This is a genomic window from Sulfurospirillum diekertiae (assembly GCF_002309535.1).
GTDB classification, from domain to species: Bacteria; Campylobacterota; Campylobacteria; order Campylobacterales; family Sulfurospirillaceae; genus Sulfurospirillum; species Sulfurospirillum diekertiae.
Genome location: NZ_CP023275.1, coordinates 1931998 through 1949857 on the forward strand (window position 1 = coordinate 1931998; position 17860 = coordinate 1949857).

The 17860-nt window shown below is 39.0% G+C and carries 15 protein-coding genes; 1 reads left to right on the forward strand and 14 read right to left on the reverse strand.

What is annotated here, in order from left to right:
- Positions 1–2 precede the first annotated feature (2 nt).
- From SJPD1_RS09925 to yajC, 12 genes are read right to left on the reverse strand one after another with little or no spacing between them, the layout of a single operon-like run.
- Positions 3–665, reverse strand: a complete 663-nt coding sequence (locus SJPD1_RS09925) for a 3-methyladenine DNA glycosylase (protein ID WP_096047027.1) — start codon at positions 663–665, stop codon at positions 3–5.
- A complete protein-coding gene (locus SJPD1_RS09930) occupies positions 658–1464 on the reverse strand; it encodes a TIGR00282 family metallophosphoesterase (RefSeq protein ID WP_096047028.1) in 807 nt (268 codons plus the stop codon). Before SJPD1_RS09930 ends, SJPD1_RS09925 begins: the two co-directional genes overlap by 8 nt.
- The gene (gene mfd, locus SJPD1_RS09935) at positions 1461–4430 is read right to left on the reverse strand and encodes a transcription-repair coupling factor (RefSeq protein WP_096047029.1); all 2970 of its coding nucleotides are present in this window, start codon (positions 4428–4430) and stop codon (positions 1461–1463) included. The genes SJPD1_RS09930 and mfd overlap by 4 nt, the downstream gene beginning before the upstream one ends.
- Positions 4431–4823 (reverse strand): bactofilin family protein, encoded by a 393-nt coding sequence (locus SJPD1_RS09940; protein ID WP_096047030.1) that lies wholly within the window; start codon positions 4821–4823, stop codon positions 4431–4433.
- Positions 4763–5662 (reverse strand): peptidoglycan DD-metalloendopeptidase family protein, encoded by a 900-nt coding sequence (locus SJPD1_RS09945; protein WP_096047031.1) that lies wholly within the window; start codon positions 5660–5662, stop codon positions 4763–4765. Before SJPD1_RS09945 ends, SJPD1_RS09940 begins: the two co-directional genes overlap by 61 nt.
- Positions 5652–6806: a bifunctional folylpolyglutamate synthase/dihydrofolate synthase gene (locus SJPD1_RS09950; protein WP_096047032.1), complete on the reverse strand. Its 1155-nt coding sequence runs from the start codon at positions 6804–6806 to the stop codon at positions 5652–5654. The genes SJPD1_RS09945 and SJPD1_RS09950 overlap by 11 nt, the downstream gene beginning before the upstream one ends.
- Positions 6806–8350 (reverse strand): GGDEF domain-containing protein, encoded by a 1545-nt coding sequence (locus tag SJPD1_RS09955; protein WP_096047033.1) that lies wholly within the window; start codon positions 8348–8350, stop codon positions 6806–6808. Before SJPD1_RS09955 ends, SJPD1_RS09950 begins: the two co-directional genes overlap by 1 nt.
- A complete protein-coding gene (gene lptE / locus SJPD1_RS09960) occupies positions 8334–8849 on the reverse strand; it encodes an LPS assembly lipoprotein LptE (RefSeq protein ID WP_096047034.1) in 516 nt (171 codons plus the stop codon). Before lptE ends, SJPD1_RS09955 begins: the two co-directional genes overlap by 17 nt.
- A 1-nt stretch (position 8850) precedes the next feature.
- On the reverse strand, positions 8851–11298 hold the full coding sequence (gene leuS, locus SJPD1_RS09965) for a leucine--tRNA ligase (protein WP_096047035.1): 2448 nt from the start codon (positions 11296–11298) through the stop codon (positions 8851–8853).
- Positions 11299–11313: 15 nt separating this feature from the next.
- Complete coding sequence (secF, locus tag SJPD1_RS09970) at positions 11314–12285, reverse strand: protein translocase subunit SecF (protein ID WP_096047036.1); 972 nt, start codon at positions 12283–12285, stop codon at positions 11314–11316.
- On the reverse strand, positions 12285–13865 hold the full coding sequence (gene secD, locus SJPD1_RS09975; RefSeq protein ID WP_096047037.1) for a protein translocase subunit SecD: 1581 nt from the start codon (positions 13863–13865) through the stop codon (positions 12285–12287). The genes secF and secD overlap by 1 nt, the downstream gene beginning before the upstream one ends.
- Entirely contained in the window at positions 13858–14133 is a 276-nt protein-coding gene (gene yajC, locus SJPD1_RS09980) for a preprotein translocase subunit YajC (RefSeq protein ID WP_096047038.1), read from the reverse strand. The genes secD and yajC overlap by 8 nt, the downstream gene beginning before the upstream one ends.
- 11 nt (positions 14134–14144) lie before the next feature.
- On the opposite strand from yajC, the gene SJPD1_RS09985 reads away from it, so the two are divergent.
- Entirely contained in the window at positions 14145–15380 is a 1236-nt protein-coding gene (locus tag SJPD1_RS09985) for an apolipoprotein N-acyltransferase (RefSeq protein WP_096047039.1), read from the forward strand.
- 72 nt (positions 15381–15452) lie between these two features.
- Here SJPD1_RS09985 and metK read toward each other — a convergent pair whose 3' ends face one another.
- Both metK and SJPD1_RS09995 read right to left on the reverse strand, forming a co-directional pair.
- Positions 15453–16667 (reverse strand): methionine adenosyltransferase, encoded by a 1215-nt coding sequence (gene metK, locus SJPD1_RS09990; RefSeq protein WP_096047040.1) that lies wholly within the window; start codon positions 16665–16667, stop codon positions 15453–15455.
- A 298-nt stretch (positions 16668–16965) separates the two neighbouring features.
- Positions 16966–17859 carry an AEC family transporter gene (locus tag SJPD1_RS09995; RefSeq protein ID WP_096047041.1) on the reverse strand — a complete coding sequence of 298 codons (894 nt, stop codon included), beginning with the start codon at positions 17857–17859 and terminating at the stop codon, positions 16966–16968.
- Position 17860 lies beyond the last annotated feature (1 nt).

Sequence of the window (17860 nt, forward strand, 5' to 3'; positions counted from 1 at the left end):
GTTTAAAGGCTCAATCCTCCTACATTCACTTTTTTCCCTTGACTGTTTTCCTTACAAAATTCCACAATTTTTCCATGAAACCGTGCATAAAGTTCTGTTAAAGAGATCTCTTTCCCATAAAGCTGATTGATTTTTGATTGATTGTGCAAAAGGCCTTCAACCATCCATTCTTGAAGAGCAGCATAAGATTCAAAGCTATAGTCAAAACCTTCAAGCAAACGTGCCGTATAGGCATCAACAACCATAGCCTCTTGTTTACAGGCATAACAGAGGATAGAGTCGGCACTCTCTTCACCAATCCCTTTTTGTGCCAACAACCACTCACGATCGACTGCTTCACAAAAAAATTCAAAGGAGCTAAACGCTTCAAGAATAGCTTTTGCTAACAAGGAAAGATTTTTTGCTTTAGTATTGTAAAATCCACTGGGCTTAATGTGCATAGCAAGTGATTCAAGATCAAGAAGCGAAAGCTTTTCCAAGCTATCAATTCCTGCACACTCTAAGTTTGCCATACTGATTTCAACTTTTTCCCATTTGGTCTGTTGGGTTAAAATGGCGCCAACAATCACCCAAAAGGTACCAGAGCGCGGCCACCACAAAGGATCACGCGTGGTCTTGAGATAGCCTTTCTGTTTGAGGGCAACTAAAAGATCAAAACTATTCATGTACAGCCTTGGCGATCACGCGCTCTTGATCATCAAAGACACGCAGTTTAAACGCTTCAATACACTTACCCTCTTCTATTTCCATAACAATCATCTGCAAAATCTTTTTACATTTCTTTGGAATTTCTAAGGAAGCGGGAAGTCCTGTAAGAAAACGTTTGAGTGGAGCATCTTTATCCATGCCTATAACGCCATCACGTGCCCCGCTAAGCCCAACATCGGTGACATAGCATGTTCCATCAACGATCTGAAGATCGTCCGTTCCTACGTGCGTGTGAGTACCTAAAATGGCACTCACTTTGCCTTTTAAAAGCATATGCATCGCTCGCTTCTCTGAAGTCACTTCCGCATGAAAATCAATAATGATGGTTTCAACGCCCTCTGTTCTTAAGGTATCGACTACTTTTTGCGCTGCTAAAAAAGGATTTTCTACCATTGGCATTCCATAGTGTCCCATGATATTGACGATGGCAATCTTTTCATCCTTTACATGTAAAACGCTCATGCCTCGCCCCGGTACACCAACAGGGTAATTTAGAGGCCTAAGAATAGGCATCACCTCTAAAAGAGGAATGATCTCTTTTTTATCCCACGAATGATTTCCCCCTGTGAGAATATCGGCACCATAGGAAAAAAGTTCTTTGGCGTGCTGAGAAGCTAAACCAAAGCCATGGCTGGCATTTTCGCCATTGGCGATGACAAAATCCAGTTCAAATTCTTGGCGGAGTTTGCGAAGGTATTGCTCCAACATCGTACGACCCGGTTTGCCTACAATATCCCCGATAAACCCTACTCTCATGCCTTCGTCCTAAGGTGAAGCAACACGGTAGCAATGATATCGTCATCATCCCGACTGCGTGATTGCAACATGATTTTTTTCTCATCTTCGTATTTGATCGTAATATTTTGCCCGTAATTAGAGATAAGGACAATGTTTTGTTGTGTCGCTAAAATTTTAATCTCAATCAGTTGCAAGAACTGCTTTGTCGAAACATCAAGTTTGCCAAAACGATCCACCATTTCTTCTTCGATTTCTAAAACATCATGCACACTCGCACAACGGCTCAAACGTCTGTATAATTCGAGTCGTACACGATCTTCTGCGATGTCATTGTCGCTAATGAATGCACTAATGGAAAGCTTAATCTCAACCTCTCGTGAAGCAATCGGTGTTTTACCCAAAAGCGAATTGATCGCATCTTCAAGCATTTTAAGATAGAGGGAATACCCAATATTTTTGATATGCCCACTTTGTGCTTCACCCACCAAGTTACCGCCACCTCTGATTTCAAGGTCATGGTAGGCAAGGATGGAACCGCTGCCCAGATACGAATTGGATTCCAGTGCGATCAGACGTTTTTTGGCAGATTCCGAGAGTTCTTCTTTATCTTTCACCAAAAAGTAACAAAAGCCTTGGCGCTTACTACGCCCTACGCGACCACGAAGTTGGTGCAGATCTGCCATACCAAAGTGATCGGCTGAGTCGATAAGAATCGTATTGACATTGGGAATATGAATACCTGATTCGATGATGGAGGTACTTAACAGTACATCATACGCTTTCTCTTCAAAATGCAACATCTCTTTTTCGGTGATAGCCGCACTGATTTCTGAATGAAGTGTGAGAATGCGCAGATTAGGCATCATAGAGAGCAATTCTTTGCGTTTAGCTTCAATGGTTGCAATACGGTTGTGGACAAAAAAGACCTGCCCACCTCGTCTCATCTCCCGAATAATTGCCTCTTTGATAACCTTTTCATCATACTCTTTCACAAACGTTCGCACATCTTCTCGATCATTAGGTGGTGTTAAAAGCTGTGAATACTGCTTAATAGAACTCAGTGCCATATTGAGACTTCTTGGAATGGGCGTGGCACTCATGGAGAGAATGTGGACATTTTCACGGAAGTTTTTAAGCTTCTCTTTTTGTTTGACACCAAATTTATGCTCTTCATCCACCACCACAAGCGCAGGATTGTGTAGTTCTACTTCAAACAAAGAGTGCGTTCCTACGCAAACGTGCAACTCGCCACTTTTGAGCTCTTTTAAAATCACCTGCTTTTGAGCGGGAGAAGTAAAACGATCCAATTGCGCTACTTTGATGTTGTACTTGGCAAAACGGGTTGAAAGGCTTTTAAAATGCTGCGAACATAAAAGTGTGGTAGGTGCAATTAAGATCGCCTGAAAGCCTTTTCGTACCGTCGCAAATATTGCATTCATCGCCACTTCTGTCTTACCAAAACCGACATCACCACTGAGCAGTCTGTCCATCATCTTACCGCTTTTGAAATCACTCAAAATTTCGCCAATAACCCGTCGTTGATCTTCGGTATACGTAAAGCCTGCATCGGCTTCAAACAATGCCATTTCACCCTGTTCCATAGCAATGCTGAGCCCATCCACCATCTCACGTTTAGCCGCAATGGCAATGATCTCACTGGCAATCTCTAAAAGTCGCTCTCTGGTTTTGGCTTTGAGTTTTTGGAAACTCCCTTTTCCAAGGCGATCCACGCTGACCAAACCACCGCTTTCGCCAATGTAACGATCGATGACATGTAAATTTTCAACGGGGAGTAAAAGCTTATCGTCACCCAAATACTCTATCAGTACAAAATCTTTAGTAGCCCCTAAAACAGTGACTTGCGTAAGCCCTTTAAAAATACCAATTCCATAGTTTTCATGTACGACATAATCACCATTTTTAAGTTCATCCAGAACAATGTTGGCACGCTTACGTTTGATTTTCGTAGAGGGCTTGTTGAGCGAGAGAATAATCTCTTCCGCGTTCATGATGTTAACGATACGCTCACTCTGAATCCACTTTACATGTAAAGGTTCTATATCTACGATACGCAGTAAAACTTCATTTTTTGCTAAGAGCGTTATTTTTTTATTTTGATGCAACTCTAAAAAAGTTTTGATGTTACTGGGTGCAATTTCCCTGTAAGCTTTTGCTTCAGAAATCGATGGAAGGCTTTGTAATTTTTTGGCACCCACCTCATCAAAAAGTGCTATTTCTTCAAGTTCTGCTACCGCATCCATACTCAAATAGGTTTTAAATGCTTCCGTATAAACGGCTCCACTCTCCCCCAAAATCCACAAACCAAGCGAGTGTATATCTTTCGTAAAGCTATCGCTCTTAAGAGAGTCTATGCGTTTTTGCATCAGCGTGTGACGTTCTTCATCGAGTGCAAAAAGGGCTGGGAAAAGTGTATAGCTTTCCAACTCCTCTTTGGCGCTCTTTTGGCTTTCGCAATCAAAGAAACGAATACTTTCCACTTCATCATCAAAAAGACTTAAACGAAGTGCTTTCTCACTGTCCGGTGGAAAAATATCAATAATATCACCCCGTACAGAGATTTCACCTTTGTCTTGTACTACATCCACAGCAAGATAGCCCCAGTAGAACATTTGCTCTTTAAAATGTTCCAAATGTAAGCGCATACCAAACTCAAGACTTAAGGTGTCAAAAAGTTCGGCTTTGGGAAGTGGCGTTAAGAGTGTCCGCAAGGGAGCAATTAAAATCTTTTTAGGAGAGTTGTCTTTATAAAATGCTTGCAAAACACGTAAAAGCTCCACAATTTCCTCATGGAAAGAGAGGAGATCATCACCACTATTTGCCCGCAAATCAGGTAAAACATAACTTTTTTTACCCAAAAAAAGGGCTACTTCAGAAGCTAGGAAAGCCTCCTTTTCACCTTTGACACCTAAAAGTTGAAGGTCATTTTTAGTTTGTAAAAATTCATAACACGCAGCTTGTAACAATCAATCCCTTTGTTCTTCATACGAAGGTGCTTCCACACTCTCGGTTTTAATTTTGCTCTCACCCTCAAAAATAGCTTTGGCTTCAATAACCAGCTCTTTTGAAATGACTTTTCCCAAAAATTTGCCACCTTCTAAGACTTCAACATTATCGCAGTTGGCATTGCCTTCAAAGAGACCATTGATAATCAAATGACTTGCGTTAATCTCACCACTTATTTTTCCTTGCTTTCCAATAGTTACGATGCTATCTGAGAGCACTTTTCCAAGAATGGTACCATCGACATGTAAACGTGTTTGGCAATTAAAAATACCCTCTATTTTTGCACCACTGGCTACGATGGTTGTCTCGGAAGCGGGTATTGAGCATTGATCAGCTTTATTAAAGATTCCCATGTTACTCTCTTCTCCTTTTTAAAGATTTCAGCAAAATTAGAACCACGCCATCGTAAAAAAGGTTGTGGATCAAGTATTCTGCCAATGAATTTTACCTCATAATGCAAATGAGGACCTGTTGTCATTCCGCTAGCACCTGAATAAGCGATCATATCGCCTTTTTTTACAAATTGACCCTCTTTGACAACGGGTTTATTTTGTAAATGTGCATAATAGCTTTCAAATCCATAATTATGGCTCAGTGAAACAACATTGCCATAACCGCTGTTTTGGTTATACTGTACAAACTTCACCACTCCATCTGCTGGTGCTAAAATAGGTGTCCCAATAGGCGCTCGAAGATCGATTCCCGTATGAAATTCTTTACGTTTTAAAATCGGATTATCTCTCCAACCAAAAGGAGAAGATATTTCACTATAGGCCATAACATCACCACTGGGGATATTATCGAAAAATGTTTTTTGCTGAATAATTGTGAGATCAATCTCTTCAAGACGACTATCAATATTTTCTTCTTCGTTCGTACGAAGACCCATCATCTCTTCCATGTTACTGATTTTATCGCGAATATTTTCATACTCTTGCGCTTTTTCAGAAACTTTACTCTGGAGTTCTTCATTTTGAACTAAAAGAAGATTACGCTCAGAAACCGCACTCTCTTTTTTCGCTTCAAGGCTTGAAACTTCATGCATTAAAAATAAAATGACAAAACTACCGACCAAAATAACCAATGCCACAAACAGCGTAAAATAAAGCAAAAATTTTTTAATCAGTTGATGCAATAAAAAATGTCGTGAACCATTGACATCAGAGATAGTGACTGTAAATTTATTTCTCACTTAACCCCTTTAAAAAGGCTTCCACTACCGAAAAAGAGCCAAAGACAAGATACTCTTTATCGCTTTGAATGGTGACAAAAGAAGAGATAGGAAGTTCGAGAGCTTTAGCAGCAACATAAATATCACGCTTATCGGCAGCACGCGGACTGTCAATCTCAATGACTTGGACCTCTTCAACAACGGGTTTTAAAATTTTTAAAATGGTTCTAAAATCCTTATCCTTATAGCTATTATAGACCAAAATAACCTTTTTTTCGCCTAAATTTGCCACTAAGGCTTCTGCTGCCATCACATTATGCCCAACATCTACCGTGACGTTAGGTAAAAATTTTTGACAACGCCCTTGCAAAACAACCGGCGAAAAAATATCTAAATTGCAATCATATCCAAGTACGTTTAATGCGCAAAGTGCTGTTTTGAAATTCTCTTTAAGATACGTTGGTAAACCAAATTTGTCACTATAGACATCCAGTTTGGAACTAAAGGTTTTATCAAAAAAATCGTTCACATCATAGAGACGGCTCTTGAGTTTTTTTACTTTTGCCAATGCGATAGGATGAACGTTAGCATCATACTGTTTGGCTAAAACAATATCCCCTGTTGCACTGTTGATCTTCGTCTGAGCAATCTCTTCGATCGTTTGTCCCAAAAAAGATTGATGATCTAACCCAATAGGGGTAACAATGGAAAGGCATTTGGGAAAGACATTGGTCGCATCAAACTCACCACCAAGCCCTGCTTCGAGGATAACATAATCACATGTTTTGCAAAAAATACTCATGGCTAAAAGTGTTGTGTATTCAAAATACGAAAGTGATTCAGCCATACTAGGCTCTAACCATGAGAGGAGTTCCGTATGCGCTTGCTCTAACATCTCATCATTGGCATCTTCGCCACTTAGCCAAATACGTTCATTAAATTTGAGAATATGCGGAGAAGTATAATGCCCTACCTGTAAACCATTGCTGAGAAGCATTTGTGCCAAAAAACGTCCCGTTGTCCCTTTACCGTTGGTTCCAACAATATGAATAATTTTGGGAAGGGTTAAATGAGACGCTATGCTTTGATACGCTTTAGGCATACGAGCATAATCAATCTCATCGTAAAAAAGCGGTTTTGTCGCTAAGAATGATTGAAGTTGCATCAGAGCACAGGTAACACTTGATTACGTCCTGCCTCTTTCGCTTTATATAAAAAGCTATCAGCAGAACCTATCGTTTCTTCTTTAGATTTTTCTAAAGAGCGCTGTGCGACACCACAACTCACTGTAACATTAATGCGTTCATTTTTATACAAAAACTTAAATTGCTCTACAATGGCACGAATTTTATCGGCAAAATGAATGGCTTGAGCAAGATCAATGCTTGGAAGAATCACTAAAAATTCTTCACCACCATAACGACCTACAAAATCCACTTGACGCACATATTTTCGTAGAATTTTACCTAACGTAGAAAGGATGACATCACCTGCCTCATGACCATACGTATCATTGACCATTTTAAAGTGGTCAATATCAATAAAGCAGATGGTATAATCAACTTTGTAACGCATAAAAGCATCTTCAACACGTCCAAGTTCATTGGCTAAAGCACGCTTTGTTGCCACATGGGTCAAGTAGTCTTCTTTAACTTCTTGTTTTGCAACCAAAAGCGCTGATTCTAATTTTGAGACACGGTTTTGAAGCTTGGTAATTGTTTCTTGATTACTTGTCATTTTTTCGCTCAGAGATTTCGTCTCACTTTCCAAAGATGAGGCAATATTGAGAAGTTTTACATGAACGTTTTCAAAACTATCGTGTTCAAAATTAATACTTTGTAAATCTGCTTTAATAACTTTCACTTGCTCATGACTCACATTACTATTTTGAATCAATTCCAAAATCTTTTTATTAATCTCATCAAGAATTTTATCCAGCGCTGAAACTTTCTTTTGCACTTCAGCTTTATCAAGCTCTATGCGCTTTGAAATAAGCCCTTTAAGCTCTTTTTGCAAGGCTGGAGTGCCAAGAGCATCAGGAGAATTACGTAATTCATTACCAATTGATGCTAATTCATCATTCATTCCTGAAGCAATAGAAGGGGCTAAAGATGCAATAATAAGAGGAACTAGCGTACTATAAAGTTCACTACTCGTATCTTTACTCATGATTTTAATAAGATCTCGCACCATTGCCTCAAGATCATCTTTACTGACATGCCCAAAAGAATCCAACTTCTTCAGATAACTGTCATCGTAGTTAGAGATAAAATCAAACCATTTTTCTTTAACAAGCTCAATAGATTGAAGATTTTGGTGAAAATCAAGACGCTCGAGGGAAGCATTTGCCAAGCTGGTTGCTTTTGCATCATGCAAAAGGGTAATCGCTTGTAGCACTCTTTTAGTTAAAATAGCCAGAGTGTTGACCATTTTAAGGGCATCACCTTCATTGGCGCGGTTCAGTTTTGCGACCAAAAAGGCAAGAAGTTCATCAACATTACTGATGCTAAATCGTTTCATATCTGTTGCAATAGTGGGATCAAGCTTTTTAGTGTACTTATCTACTTTTTGACAATCTTCGACAATCACCCCTTTTTGTTTGGCAACTTTACAGAAAACTTTTGCATAATTATCGGGTGTTAAATTAAGATGCTCCGCTTTAATGAGTTCTAAGGCATCTTTAATGATCTCATTAATTGTTGTTGCCATTACGAAGTCCTTTAATCGAAATCTTGGAAACAAACTCATCTAAAGCATCTCCTGATGCATAACGAATAGCATCAAAACGATTATTATCCGAAACAACACTGTTGGATTCAATCGAGAAGTCATACTCTCCTGTGGCCGTCAATTTTTGAACTTTTTTTGTTTCATCTTCATACTCCATTGCTAGGACAACGGTAGCTTTGTATGCAACAACATAGCCATATTTATCATACACGGTAGGAGAAAAACCAATTCCATTGATCTTTACATGTAAAACACTGTCTGCTTGTTCTTTGGCAACCAACTTTGCACCAAAACGACTGACAATCGCTTCATTGACAGCATCTTTTATGAGAACACTATTTCTTGGATCTTGTCTTGAGATCGAAACTTCCGCATATATTTTATTTCCTAAGGCATGCTTCGCATAATAGGATGCCGGCTTGTAACCACATCCACTTAAAAATGCTACCATCAAGAATCCAAGAAATAGTTGTTTCATCTTATTTTACCACCAAATTAATCAGTTTATTGGGAACATAAATCTCTTTAAGAAGTGTACTTCCCTCTAGCCATTTTGTAACGCTCTCCTTACCAAGACGTAAAGCCTCCTCTTTTGAGATGGAGGTTTCTACTTCAATTTCAGCGCGTTTTTTACCATTAACCGTTACAGCGAGTATCATACTATCTTCTACAAAAACTTCTTCTTTGAGTGCAATGGGTGTTAGATTGGTACATCCAAAAAGACTCTCACTCATTTCCCAGCAAAGATGGGGGACAATCGGCTCTAAAAGATTTAGGAGAATAAAATACCCCTCAGACCAAACAGCTTTATCTTCTTGCTCACTAAGGGCATTGAGTGCTTCCATACAAGCCGCAATCAGTGTATTAAAGGTATAACTACCCTCATAAATTTCATTCGATTTTTTAAGAGCTTCATAGACTTTCTTACGTGCATATTTAGATTCTTTAGGCAAAGAAGCATGATCAATACTCGGAATGGCTTTACATGTAAACGCATTTTCACTCTTCTGTGCAAAACGTTTTAAAAATCTAAAAGCACCTTCTACGGCACTGTCATTCCACTCAAGTTCTTTTTGAGGCGGTGCGGCAAAAAGAATAAAAAGGCGTGCGGTATCAGCACCATAGGTTTTAATAATTGCATCAGGATCAACCGTATTGCCTTTAGACTTGCTCATTTTGGAACCGTCTTTCAGTACCATGCCTTGCGTGAGAAGATTGGCAAATGGCTCGTCGCAATTCACGTAACCCAAATCACGCAAGACTTTGGTAAAGAAACGCGAATAGAGTAAGTGCAAAATAGCATGCTCTATACCACCGACGTATTGATCGACATTCATCCAATAATTCGCACTCGCTTTATCAAAAGGAACATCATTCCAAAGCGATGGATCCGTGGTATAGCGTAAGAAATACCAACTGGATTGAAAAAAGGTATCCATAGTATCCGTTTCACGAACCGCATCTGCTCCGCAACATGGACATTGTGTGTACTTCCAAGTGAGATGTTTATCTAAAGGATTTCCCTCTCCTTTGATCTCAACATCCTCAGGAAGTGCCACAGGAAGATTCTCAATTTTCTCAGGCACGAGTCCACATTTGGGGCAATGAATCATAGGAATAGGTGCACCCCAGTAACGTTGGCGGCTAATACCCCAATCACGAAGTTTGTAGTTAATGACTTTTGTGCCAATTTTTTGTGCCTCAAAATGGGCAATAATCTTCTTTTGTGCGCTTTTAGAATCAAGCCCTGTAAATTCACCTGAATTCACCAATGTACCGTACTCTGTTGTCGCAATATTGCCATCAAACGGCGCTGTTGTTTCAATGCTTTGAATAATGGCTAAATCATACTTTTTGGCAAATTCAAAATCGCGTTCATCATGTGCTGGAACAGCCATAACTGCGCCACCGCCGTACTCGATTAAAACAAAATTTGCCACCCAGACCGGTACATTTTTCCCCGTTAAGGGATGAATCACATCCAGTTCAAGACTAACACCCTCTTTAGGTGCTTGTGCACGATCCCTTGCTCCCACACTTTGCATTTTTTTGATTTGTGCAATTTTGTCTTCACTTAAAAGCTTATGCTCTATCAGATGTTTGACAATAGGATGCTCAGGTGCTAGAGCTGAGTAACTGACTCCAAAAATCGTATCGGGACGCGTAGTGAAAACTTTGTAACTTTCAAATTGATTGTCCAATTTTACTTTAGAAGCATCACTCAGACTAAAGGAAAATTCTAAGCCTTCGCTTCTTCCAATCCAATTTTCTTGCATCGTGAGAACTTGATTTGGCCAACCAGCACGCAATTTTTCACAATCGTCAAGGAGTTCTTGCGCATACTGAGTGATTTTAAGATAGTAACCTGGGAGTAAACGTTGCTCGACAGGATTGTCACATCGCCAACAGCACCCCTCTTCGACTTGCTCATTGGCAAGAACGGTTTGGCAGGTATTGCACCAGTTCAATGTGGCACTTTTTTGATACACCAATCCTTTATTGAACATCTCAATAAAAATACGCTGTTCATGTTTGGTGTAAAGAACATCACTGGCGGCAAACTCTCTTTTTTTAGAAAAGGACAAGCCTAATGATGCAAGCTCTTTGCGCATATAATCAATATTTTCATACGTCCATTTTTTAGGATGAACACCATGTTTAATCGCCGCATTCTCAGCAGGCATACCAAAACTATCCCAACCGATGGGATGTAAGACATTAAAACCATTTTTGCGGTGATGTCTCGCTATGGCATCCCCTATGGTATAGTTACGCACATGTCCCATGTGAATACGTCCACTCGGATAGGGAAACATACTTAAAATATATTTTTTCTTTTTAGTCATATCAACAAGGGGTTCAAACGCATTGGTTTGATCCCACTTTTGTTGCCATTTTTTTTCAAGTTCTAAAGGATTGTAAAGCATCTTCTCTCCATCAAATCAAACGGTACCTTTTTCGTACTGTGAGCGCATTTTTTCTTTTTCAATCTTATTTTTTTCTTTTAAAGCAAGTTTAGCCTTGTAACCTTCTACACTAAAGCCAAGAACCTTTAAAAAAGGTGCGGAAATAAAGATAGAGCTGTAACATCCTATGATAACACCTAGTAACATTGTAAAGCTAAATCCATGAATAATCTCGCCACCGAAGACATACAGTGTCAAAACAACAAAGAATACCGTCAATACCGTCAAAATTGTTCTTGAAAGTGTTTTAGAAACAGAGGTATTAATAACATGCATCAACTCCATATCTTTCGTGCTTTTGAGCTCTTCACGAATACGATCGTAAATAATAATGGTATCGTTAATCGAGTAACCAATCAGTGTCAAGATAGCCGCTAAAACATCTAAACTCATTTCAACATGAAAAAGAATCAGTGCACCACTGGTAATAGCCACATCATGCACCAATGTAATGATGGAAGCAACGGCAAAGCTCCATTCAAAGCGAACTGCTACATAAACCATAATACCTAACATACTCAAAACGGCTGCCATAATCCCTTTTTGTCGCAGTTCACTTCCTACGACTGGTCCAACGATATCTACTTTTCGTACATCAAATTTACCTGAATCACTCAAAATAGATCGTACTTTATCACCAACATCTTCGCTGACACCCCCTGATGTTGAGGCAAAACGAATTTGAATTTCTTCAGGAGAGCCAAACTCTGAGATAAGAGCACCTGAGAACATTTTATCTTTAGAAAGATCTTCTCTAATTTTATCAATAGGTGCTTTTTGTTCATATTTCAGTTGAACAATCGTACCTCCAGAAAAATCAATTCCGTACTCAAACCCTTTGGCAAAGAATAAAATAATGGAGAGCAGTGCCAATGAAAGTGTCGTTGCAATAAAAAAACGACTGACTTTCATAAAATCATATGTTTTATGTTGTGCAAAAAATTCCATTAGTGACTCCTCTTCATACCAAACCACAAGGAAAGGTTTTTACTTTTTTCAATGCGTGGCATAAAGAATTGATAAATACCATGCGTTCCTAAAATGGCTGTTAGCATGGAGACACTAATACCAATAGCTGTACTAATAGCAAATCCTTTAATAGGTCCTGTTCCATACACATACAAAAGAACTGAAGTAATAATAGAGGTAATATTACTATCCAAAATAGCACTCATTGCATTTTCATACCCATGTTCAATCGCTTGAGCCATAGGCATACCTTGCCGCAACAGTTCCCGAATACGCTCATTAATAATGACGTTTGCATCCACCGCCATACCAATGGTCAAGACGATACCTGCCATACCGGGTAATGTCAATGTCGCTCCAAAAAGAGCCATAATAGCAATCAATAAAAAGAGGTTGACAATCAAGGCAATATTGGCAACAACTCCTGCTAAACGATAATAAACAAGCATAAAGGCAGAGACCAGAACAAAGCCTGAAATCAGTGCAATCAAACTTGCTTTAATACTATCAGCACCCAAAGAGGGTCCAATACTACGTTTTTCAAGAAGGGTCACAGGAGCGAGTAATGCCCCACTACGAAGTGCAATAGCAACATCATGGGCTTCTTTAACGCTAAAACCACCACTAATTTGTCCACTACCACCACCAATACGCTCACGAATGACAGGATCTGAATAAACTTTATTATCCAAGACGATCGCCAAACGATTACCAATATTGCTCGCCGTAAAATCACCAAAGATTTTTGCACCCTCTGAATTCAACGTAAAGTTAATCACAGGCTGATGCATTTCACTGAAAGAGACCTTAGCATCGGTTAGCATACTACCATCAAGAATAGGAATTTCTTTTAGAATATGACGAATGTTATCACCTCTGGCATCAGGCAAAATGACATCACCATATTGTCCAGCTTCTGTTGGGCTCATCGTCGTAGTACGATCTTTACGTTTTTCATCTACCGCCATAAGCTGCAAATGTGCCGCTTTAGCAATCAATTCACGTGCGCGCTGCTCATCATCCGCTGTTTTAATACCAGGAAGCTCTACCAAAATTTTATCGTTACCTTGTTTTGCAACATTGGGCTCAGATAAACCAAATTGATCTAAACGGTTACGAATCGTCTCTACCGCTTGAGAAAGAGCATATTCACGAATAACATCTTTTTCTTTGTCATTGAGAGAAAGGGTATAATGAAGAGCCTCTTTTGAAACTTGCAGACCACTAACGGTTTTAAGCATCTCATCAATTTTTTTCTCTTCATCCTTATCTAAAAGAGAAAAAGAGAGCATCTCTTCATCCAGACGAAAATCATCAATAATAATATCTCCACTTTGCGCAAAAAACTTGACACTTGAAGCGATAGATTTCATTTTTGACTTAATTGCTTCTTCTGTTTGAACACCCAAAAGCATATGAAGGCCACCTTGAAGATCAAGACCTAGAGCAACTTTAGCACCTTTTTCGCTTTGCAAAAAAGTAGGTATTGACATCACTACTCCAAAGACAATCGCGATTAAAAAGATAACTAAACGATAGTTAAATTTTCCTCTAGTCATCGATTTTCTTTGCAATATATTCTCTTGAAACCTTGACAATGACGCCTTCATCATTAAGCTTAACTTTGATAGAATCTTCTTCAGGTTTCACGACTTCACAGATTAAACCACCACTTGTAATCACTTTATCGCCTTTTTTAAGTGCATCAAGCATTTCTTTATGCTTTTTTACCTGTTTTTGTTGTGGTCTAATCACAAGAAAATAAAAAATTGCGAAAAGAACAACGAGGGGAAGTAAAGAAGAGAGTAAACTAGCAGAACCTTGCATGGAAATCCTTTATGAAAAAAAATTTAGATATTTATTTTACCCGCATTTACATAATAAAAGCCTTTGTTATTGCTTTATGTCTTTGTGCTTTTATCTACCTCGCGTATTTTAAACTTACATTCCTCACACTTAACTCTTTACTCGCCCTAACAGGCTTTTACCTACTTTTAGGTGAAAATCGTATTGTCTGGTTTTGGAGTGGTTTTTTCACAGGGCTTTTATGGTTTTATTGGATTAGTTTTAGTTTTGTTTATTATGACTTGGTGTTTCTGATACCGTTTATTATTCTTGGGATTGCATTGGTGTATGGGTTTCTTTTTTGGCTTATTGGAAGGCTTGGAAGCTCTATTTACGTACAACTTCCACTCCTTTTTGGGATCAGTTTTGTAGATCCTTTTCGTTTTAATTGGCTCAAACTGCAACTGACCTTGATTGATACCTATTTTTCAACATCCCTGCTCTCCTTTGGACTGTTTTTAAGTGCTATAACGCTGTTTAAAGTATTACCCAAATGGACGAAAAGCTTTGCAGTGATCCCCCTCATTGCGGCACTTTCATTTCATTCATCACAAACGATGCCTGAAACACCCCTAGATGTCGCTATACCAACCATGAATATTCCTCAATCACAGCGTTGGGATGAGGCATATCAACAAAAAGCAATTGATCTTAATTTTGCCTTGATTGAAAAAGCGATTGCTGAACACAAAGAGCTCATTATTTTACCGGAAAGTGCTTTTCCACTCTATCTTAACCGAGCTCCTCGTTTAATTGCCTCTCTCAAAAAATATTCAGAGCAGATTGCCATTGTGGCAGGTTCTTTAACCTATGAAGAAGATCAAGGATTTTTTAACTCATCGTATCTTTTTCAAAAAGGAGAGATGCAAATCGCTCATAAAATTATTCTTGTCCCTTTTGGTGAAGAGGTTCCTTTCCCTGCATTTATCGTTGAGATCATCAATAAACTCTTTTTTGATGGGGCAAAAGACTATCAAAAAGCAAAAGCACCGCAAGATTTTGTCATCAATGGCGTTACCTTTAGAAGTGCTATTTGTTATGAAGGAACCAATGATAAGCTTTTTGTTGGCAATCCAAAACAGATGATTGTTGTGAGCAATAACGCGTGGTTTACACCATCTACAGAGCAAACCTTGCAATATCTCTTGCTACGCTATTATGCAAAAAAATATCAAACGATTATTTACCATAGTGCCAATAGTGGAAAAAGCGGAATTATATACCCCTAAGAGTCTATTTCTCATGTAAAAGCTACGCGAAAACCACGATAGCTTCTACAGAGAAATATCTTTACATGTAAACTATTTTTTGAGTGCTTTAAAGAGTTCTAAACTATCCAGCTGTTCCCACGGATAGTCACTCTGACCTACTTGCCCACGTGCCGCAACATCAGCATACAAGAAAGTATCACTGCTTGGTTTATCCAAACCAAATTTGTTGGTAATCCAGCGTGGTGTGAGACTAAATGTTTCAAGTACAAAAGAAGAGAGCTCATCATCACTGATGCTCGTATATGTTCCTGATGTATCAACAGCAATTGAGACAGGTTTTGCAACACCAATAGCGTAAGAGAGTTGAACGGAGCATTTTTTTGCAAGACCCGCTGCGACGATATGTTTAGCAATCCAACGTGCTGCATACAAACCACTACGATCCACTTTGGTGTAATCTTTACTGGATTGTGCACCGCCACCAATCGGAGAGTATCCACCAAAACTATCGACAATCAATTTACGACCCGTAAGTCCAGAATCGTGAAGTGAACTATGGTTCACATAACGACCCGTTGGGTTAATGTGGATAATCGTATTGTTGGGATCATAAAGTTCGGTTGGAAGTCCTGTATCGTCAATTAAGCCTTTAATCAAAACACGTACTTCTTCAATCGGAAGACTCTCATTCGAAGGTGCTGAGACAACAATCGTATGAATTTTTTGCGGTTTGCACTCTTCAAAATTTTGTTTCGTACCATAATCAACCGTTACTTGTGTTTTAATATCCACACCCAATTTATGGTTGTGAGTGAGGGCATAATTATAAACTTTATCGCACAACATTCTGGCATACGTAATCGCAGCTGGCATAAAATCAGCCGTTTCAGAAGAGGCAAAACCAAACATAATGCCTTGATCGCCTGCACCAATTTCACCGCTTTCTTGATCAACACCTTGGTTGATATCACTGCTTTGCTGGTTGAGAAGCACTTGAACTTTGACTTCATCGGGATGTAAACATTGCTCTTTCGTAAAGGCTGATTTTCCATCATAACCAATTTTAGCGAGTGCATCTTTAACGATTTTCTCATAATCCGCAAAGGAGAGAATACTTTTGGTATTGACTTCGCCACCAATGATGACATGTTTACCTGCGACGAAAACCTCACTGGCGACGCGTGAGTTTTTATCGGCAATGATAAGTGCATCAACAATGCTATCGGCAATGATATCGGCACATTTGTCAGGGTGACCTGGACTGACTACTTCAGAAGTAAAAAGGTAGTGTTTTGTGTGTTCCATTTTTGTTTTCCATTTCTTTGTTTTCCCGTTTTCAAACACGCTTAAAAAACGCTTGTTTTAATCCTTTCGAGAATAAAACGCTTATTTTTTTAAACTTTTATGCTTTCGAGCAAAGCATCTCATGCATAAAGTTTGAAAACTCGTTTTCCATCCTTTTGTTTTCCATTTAGGGTTTCTTGAAGAGACGAAACATCAAATAAAATTAAAAGTTTGAACCAAGGCTCCGGTGAGCCCACCGCTTATTTATAAGGAGTATATTACTCTCTTTAATCTAAAAATTTCTTTGATTGTAGGGTTACTATGAAATAATTAGATTCCATAAACCAATGCTCACGAACGAGAAAAGAATGCCTACGGCAAGAGCGTTAATCAAAAGTGCTTTGTTCAACCCTCCTCTAATACCAAAAACAACAGCCAGTGTCATCGGAGGCATCGCTGTTTCCAAAAAGGTTACTTTCACCCAATCCTCTTTTAAATCAACCCAAAAGTAAAGACCTATAAGTATCAAAAATGGAGCAACCACCATTTTTAAACACAAAGCGATCATATTCTCTTTAAAATAGAGCGATAAGGTACGAAACTCTAACTTCATACCAACGATGGCTGTCACTAGAGGAATTAATGTCGCTTGGAATTTATCAAGTATGCTCTCAATAAGTGGAGGAAAATCCGTTCCATGAAATCCAACAGCAACGACAACCGCCATCAAAGGAGGCGAAAAAAATATCTGTTTTGCCACATCTCGTCCCCGCTGCTCTTCTCCTCCACCCCACGCAATGAGCGCTATTCCAAACGTCATTAAGGCAATAAACGTACCAATTTGATCGTATACAAGTGCATAACTGACATGATTGAGTGAATAAAAGGACTCGATGAAAGAAAAGCCAACAAAGCCTGTATTGCCAAAACCGACAATAACCATCATCGTGACCAGATTTTTACGATCCATTTTCAAAAATCGTCCCGCACTATATCCCAGTATCAAAGAGAGTGCCATGGTGATATAGGCAATAAGAATGATTGAAAAAACTTCATGATTAAACGTCATATGAGGTATTTTAGAAAGAGCAAGTGCGGGTAAGGAGAAGTAGAGTACAAATTCGGTTAAAGCTTCAGAAATATCGTGTTTGATGGTTTTAAAAATGTATCCTAACGCAACAAAAATAAAAACGGGAGCGACGTGTTCAATCATC

Coding starts and splice junctions, on each gene's coding strand:
- SJPD1_RS09995 (WP_096047041.1), bottom strand. CDS start 17,859: ATGATTGAACACGTCGCTCCCGTTTTTATTTTTGTTGCGTTAGGATAC.
- SJPD1_RS09955 (WP_096047033.1), bottom strand. CDS start 8,350: ATGGCAACAACAATTAATGAGATCATTAAAGATGCCTTAGAACTCATT.
- secF (WP_096047036.1), bottom strand. CDS start 12,285: ATGGAATTTTTTGCACAACATAAAACATATGATTTTATGAAAGTCAGT.
- lptE (WP_096047034.1), bottom strand. CDS start 8,849: ATGAAACAACTATTTCTTGGATTCTTGATGGTAGCATTTTTAAGTGGA.
- SJPD1_RS09925 (WP_096047027.1), bottom strand. CDS start 665: ATGAATAGTTTTGATCTTTTAGTTGCCCTCAAACAGAAAGGCTATCTC.
- SJPD1_RS09950 (WP_096047032.1), bottom strand. CDS start 6,806: ATGCAACTTCAATCATTCTTAGCGACAAAACCGCTTTTTTACGATGAG.
- SJPD1_RS09940 (WP_096047030.1), bottom strand. CDS start 4,823: ATGGGAATCTTTAATAAAGCTGATCAATGCTCAATACCCGCTTCCGAG.
- leuS (WP_096047035.1), bottom strand. CDS start 11,298: ATGCTTTACAATCCTTTAGAACTTGAAAAAAAATGGCAACAAAAGTGG.
- metK (WP_096047040.1), bottom strand. CDS start 16,667: ATGGAACACACAAAACACTACCTTTTTACTTCTGAAGTAGTCAGTCCA.
- SJPD1_RS09985 (WP_096047039.1), top strand. CDS start 14,145: ATGAAAAAAAATTTAGATATTTATTTTACCCGCATTTACATAATAAAA.
- yajC (WP_096047038.1), bottom strand. CDS start 14,133: ATGCAAGGTTCTGCTAGTTTACTCTCTTCTTTACTTCCCCTCGTTGTT.
- SJPD1_RS09930 (WP_096047028.1), bottom strand. CDS start 1,464: ATGAGAGTAGGGTTTATCGGGGATATTGTAGGCAAACCGGGTCGTACG.
- secD (WP_096047037.1), bottom strand. CDS start 13,865: ATGACTAGAGGAAAATTTAACTATCGTTTAGTTATCTTTTTAATCGCG.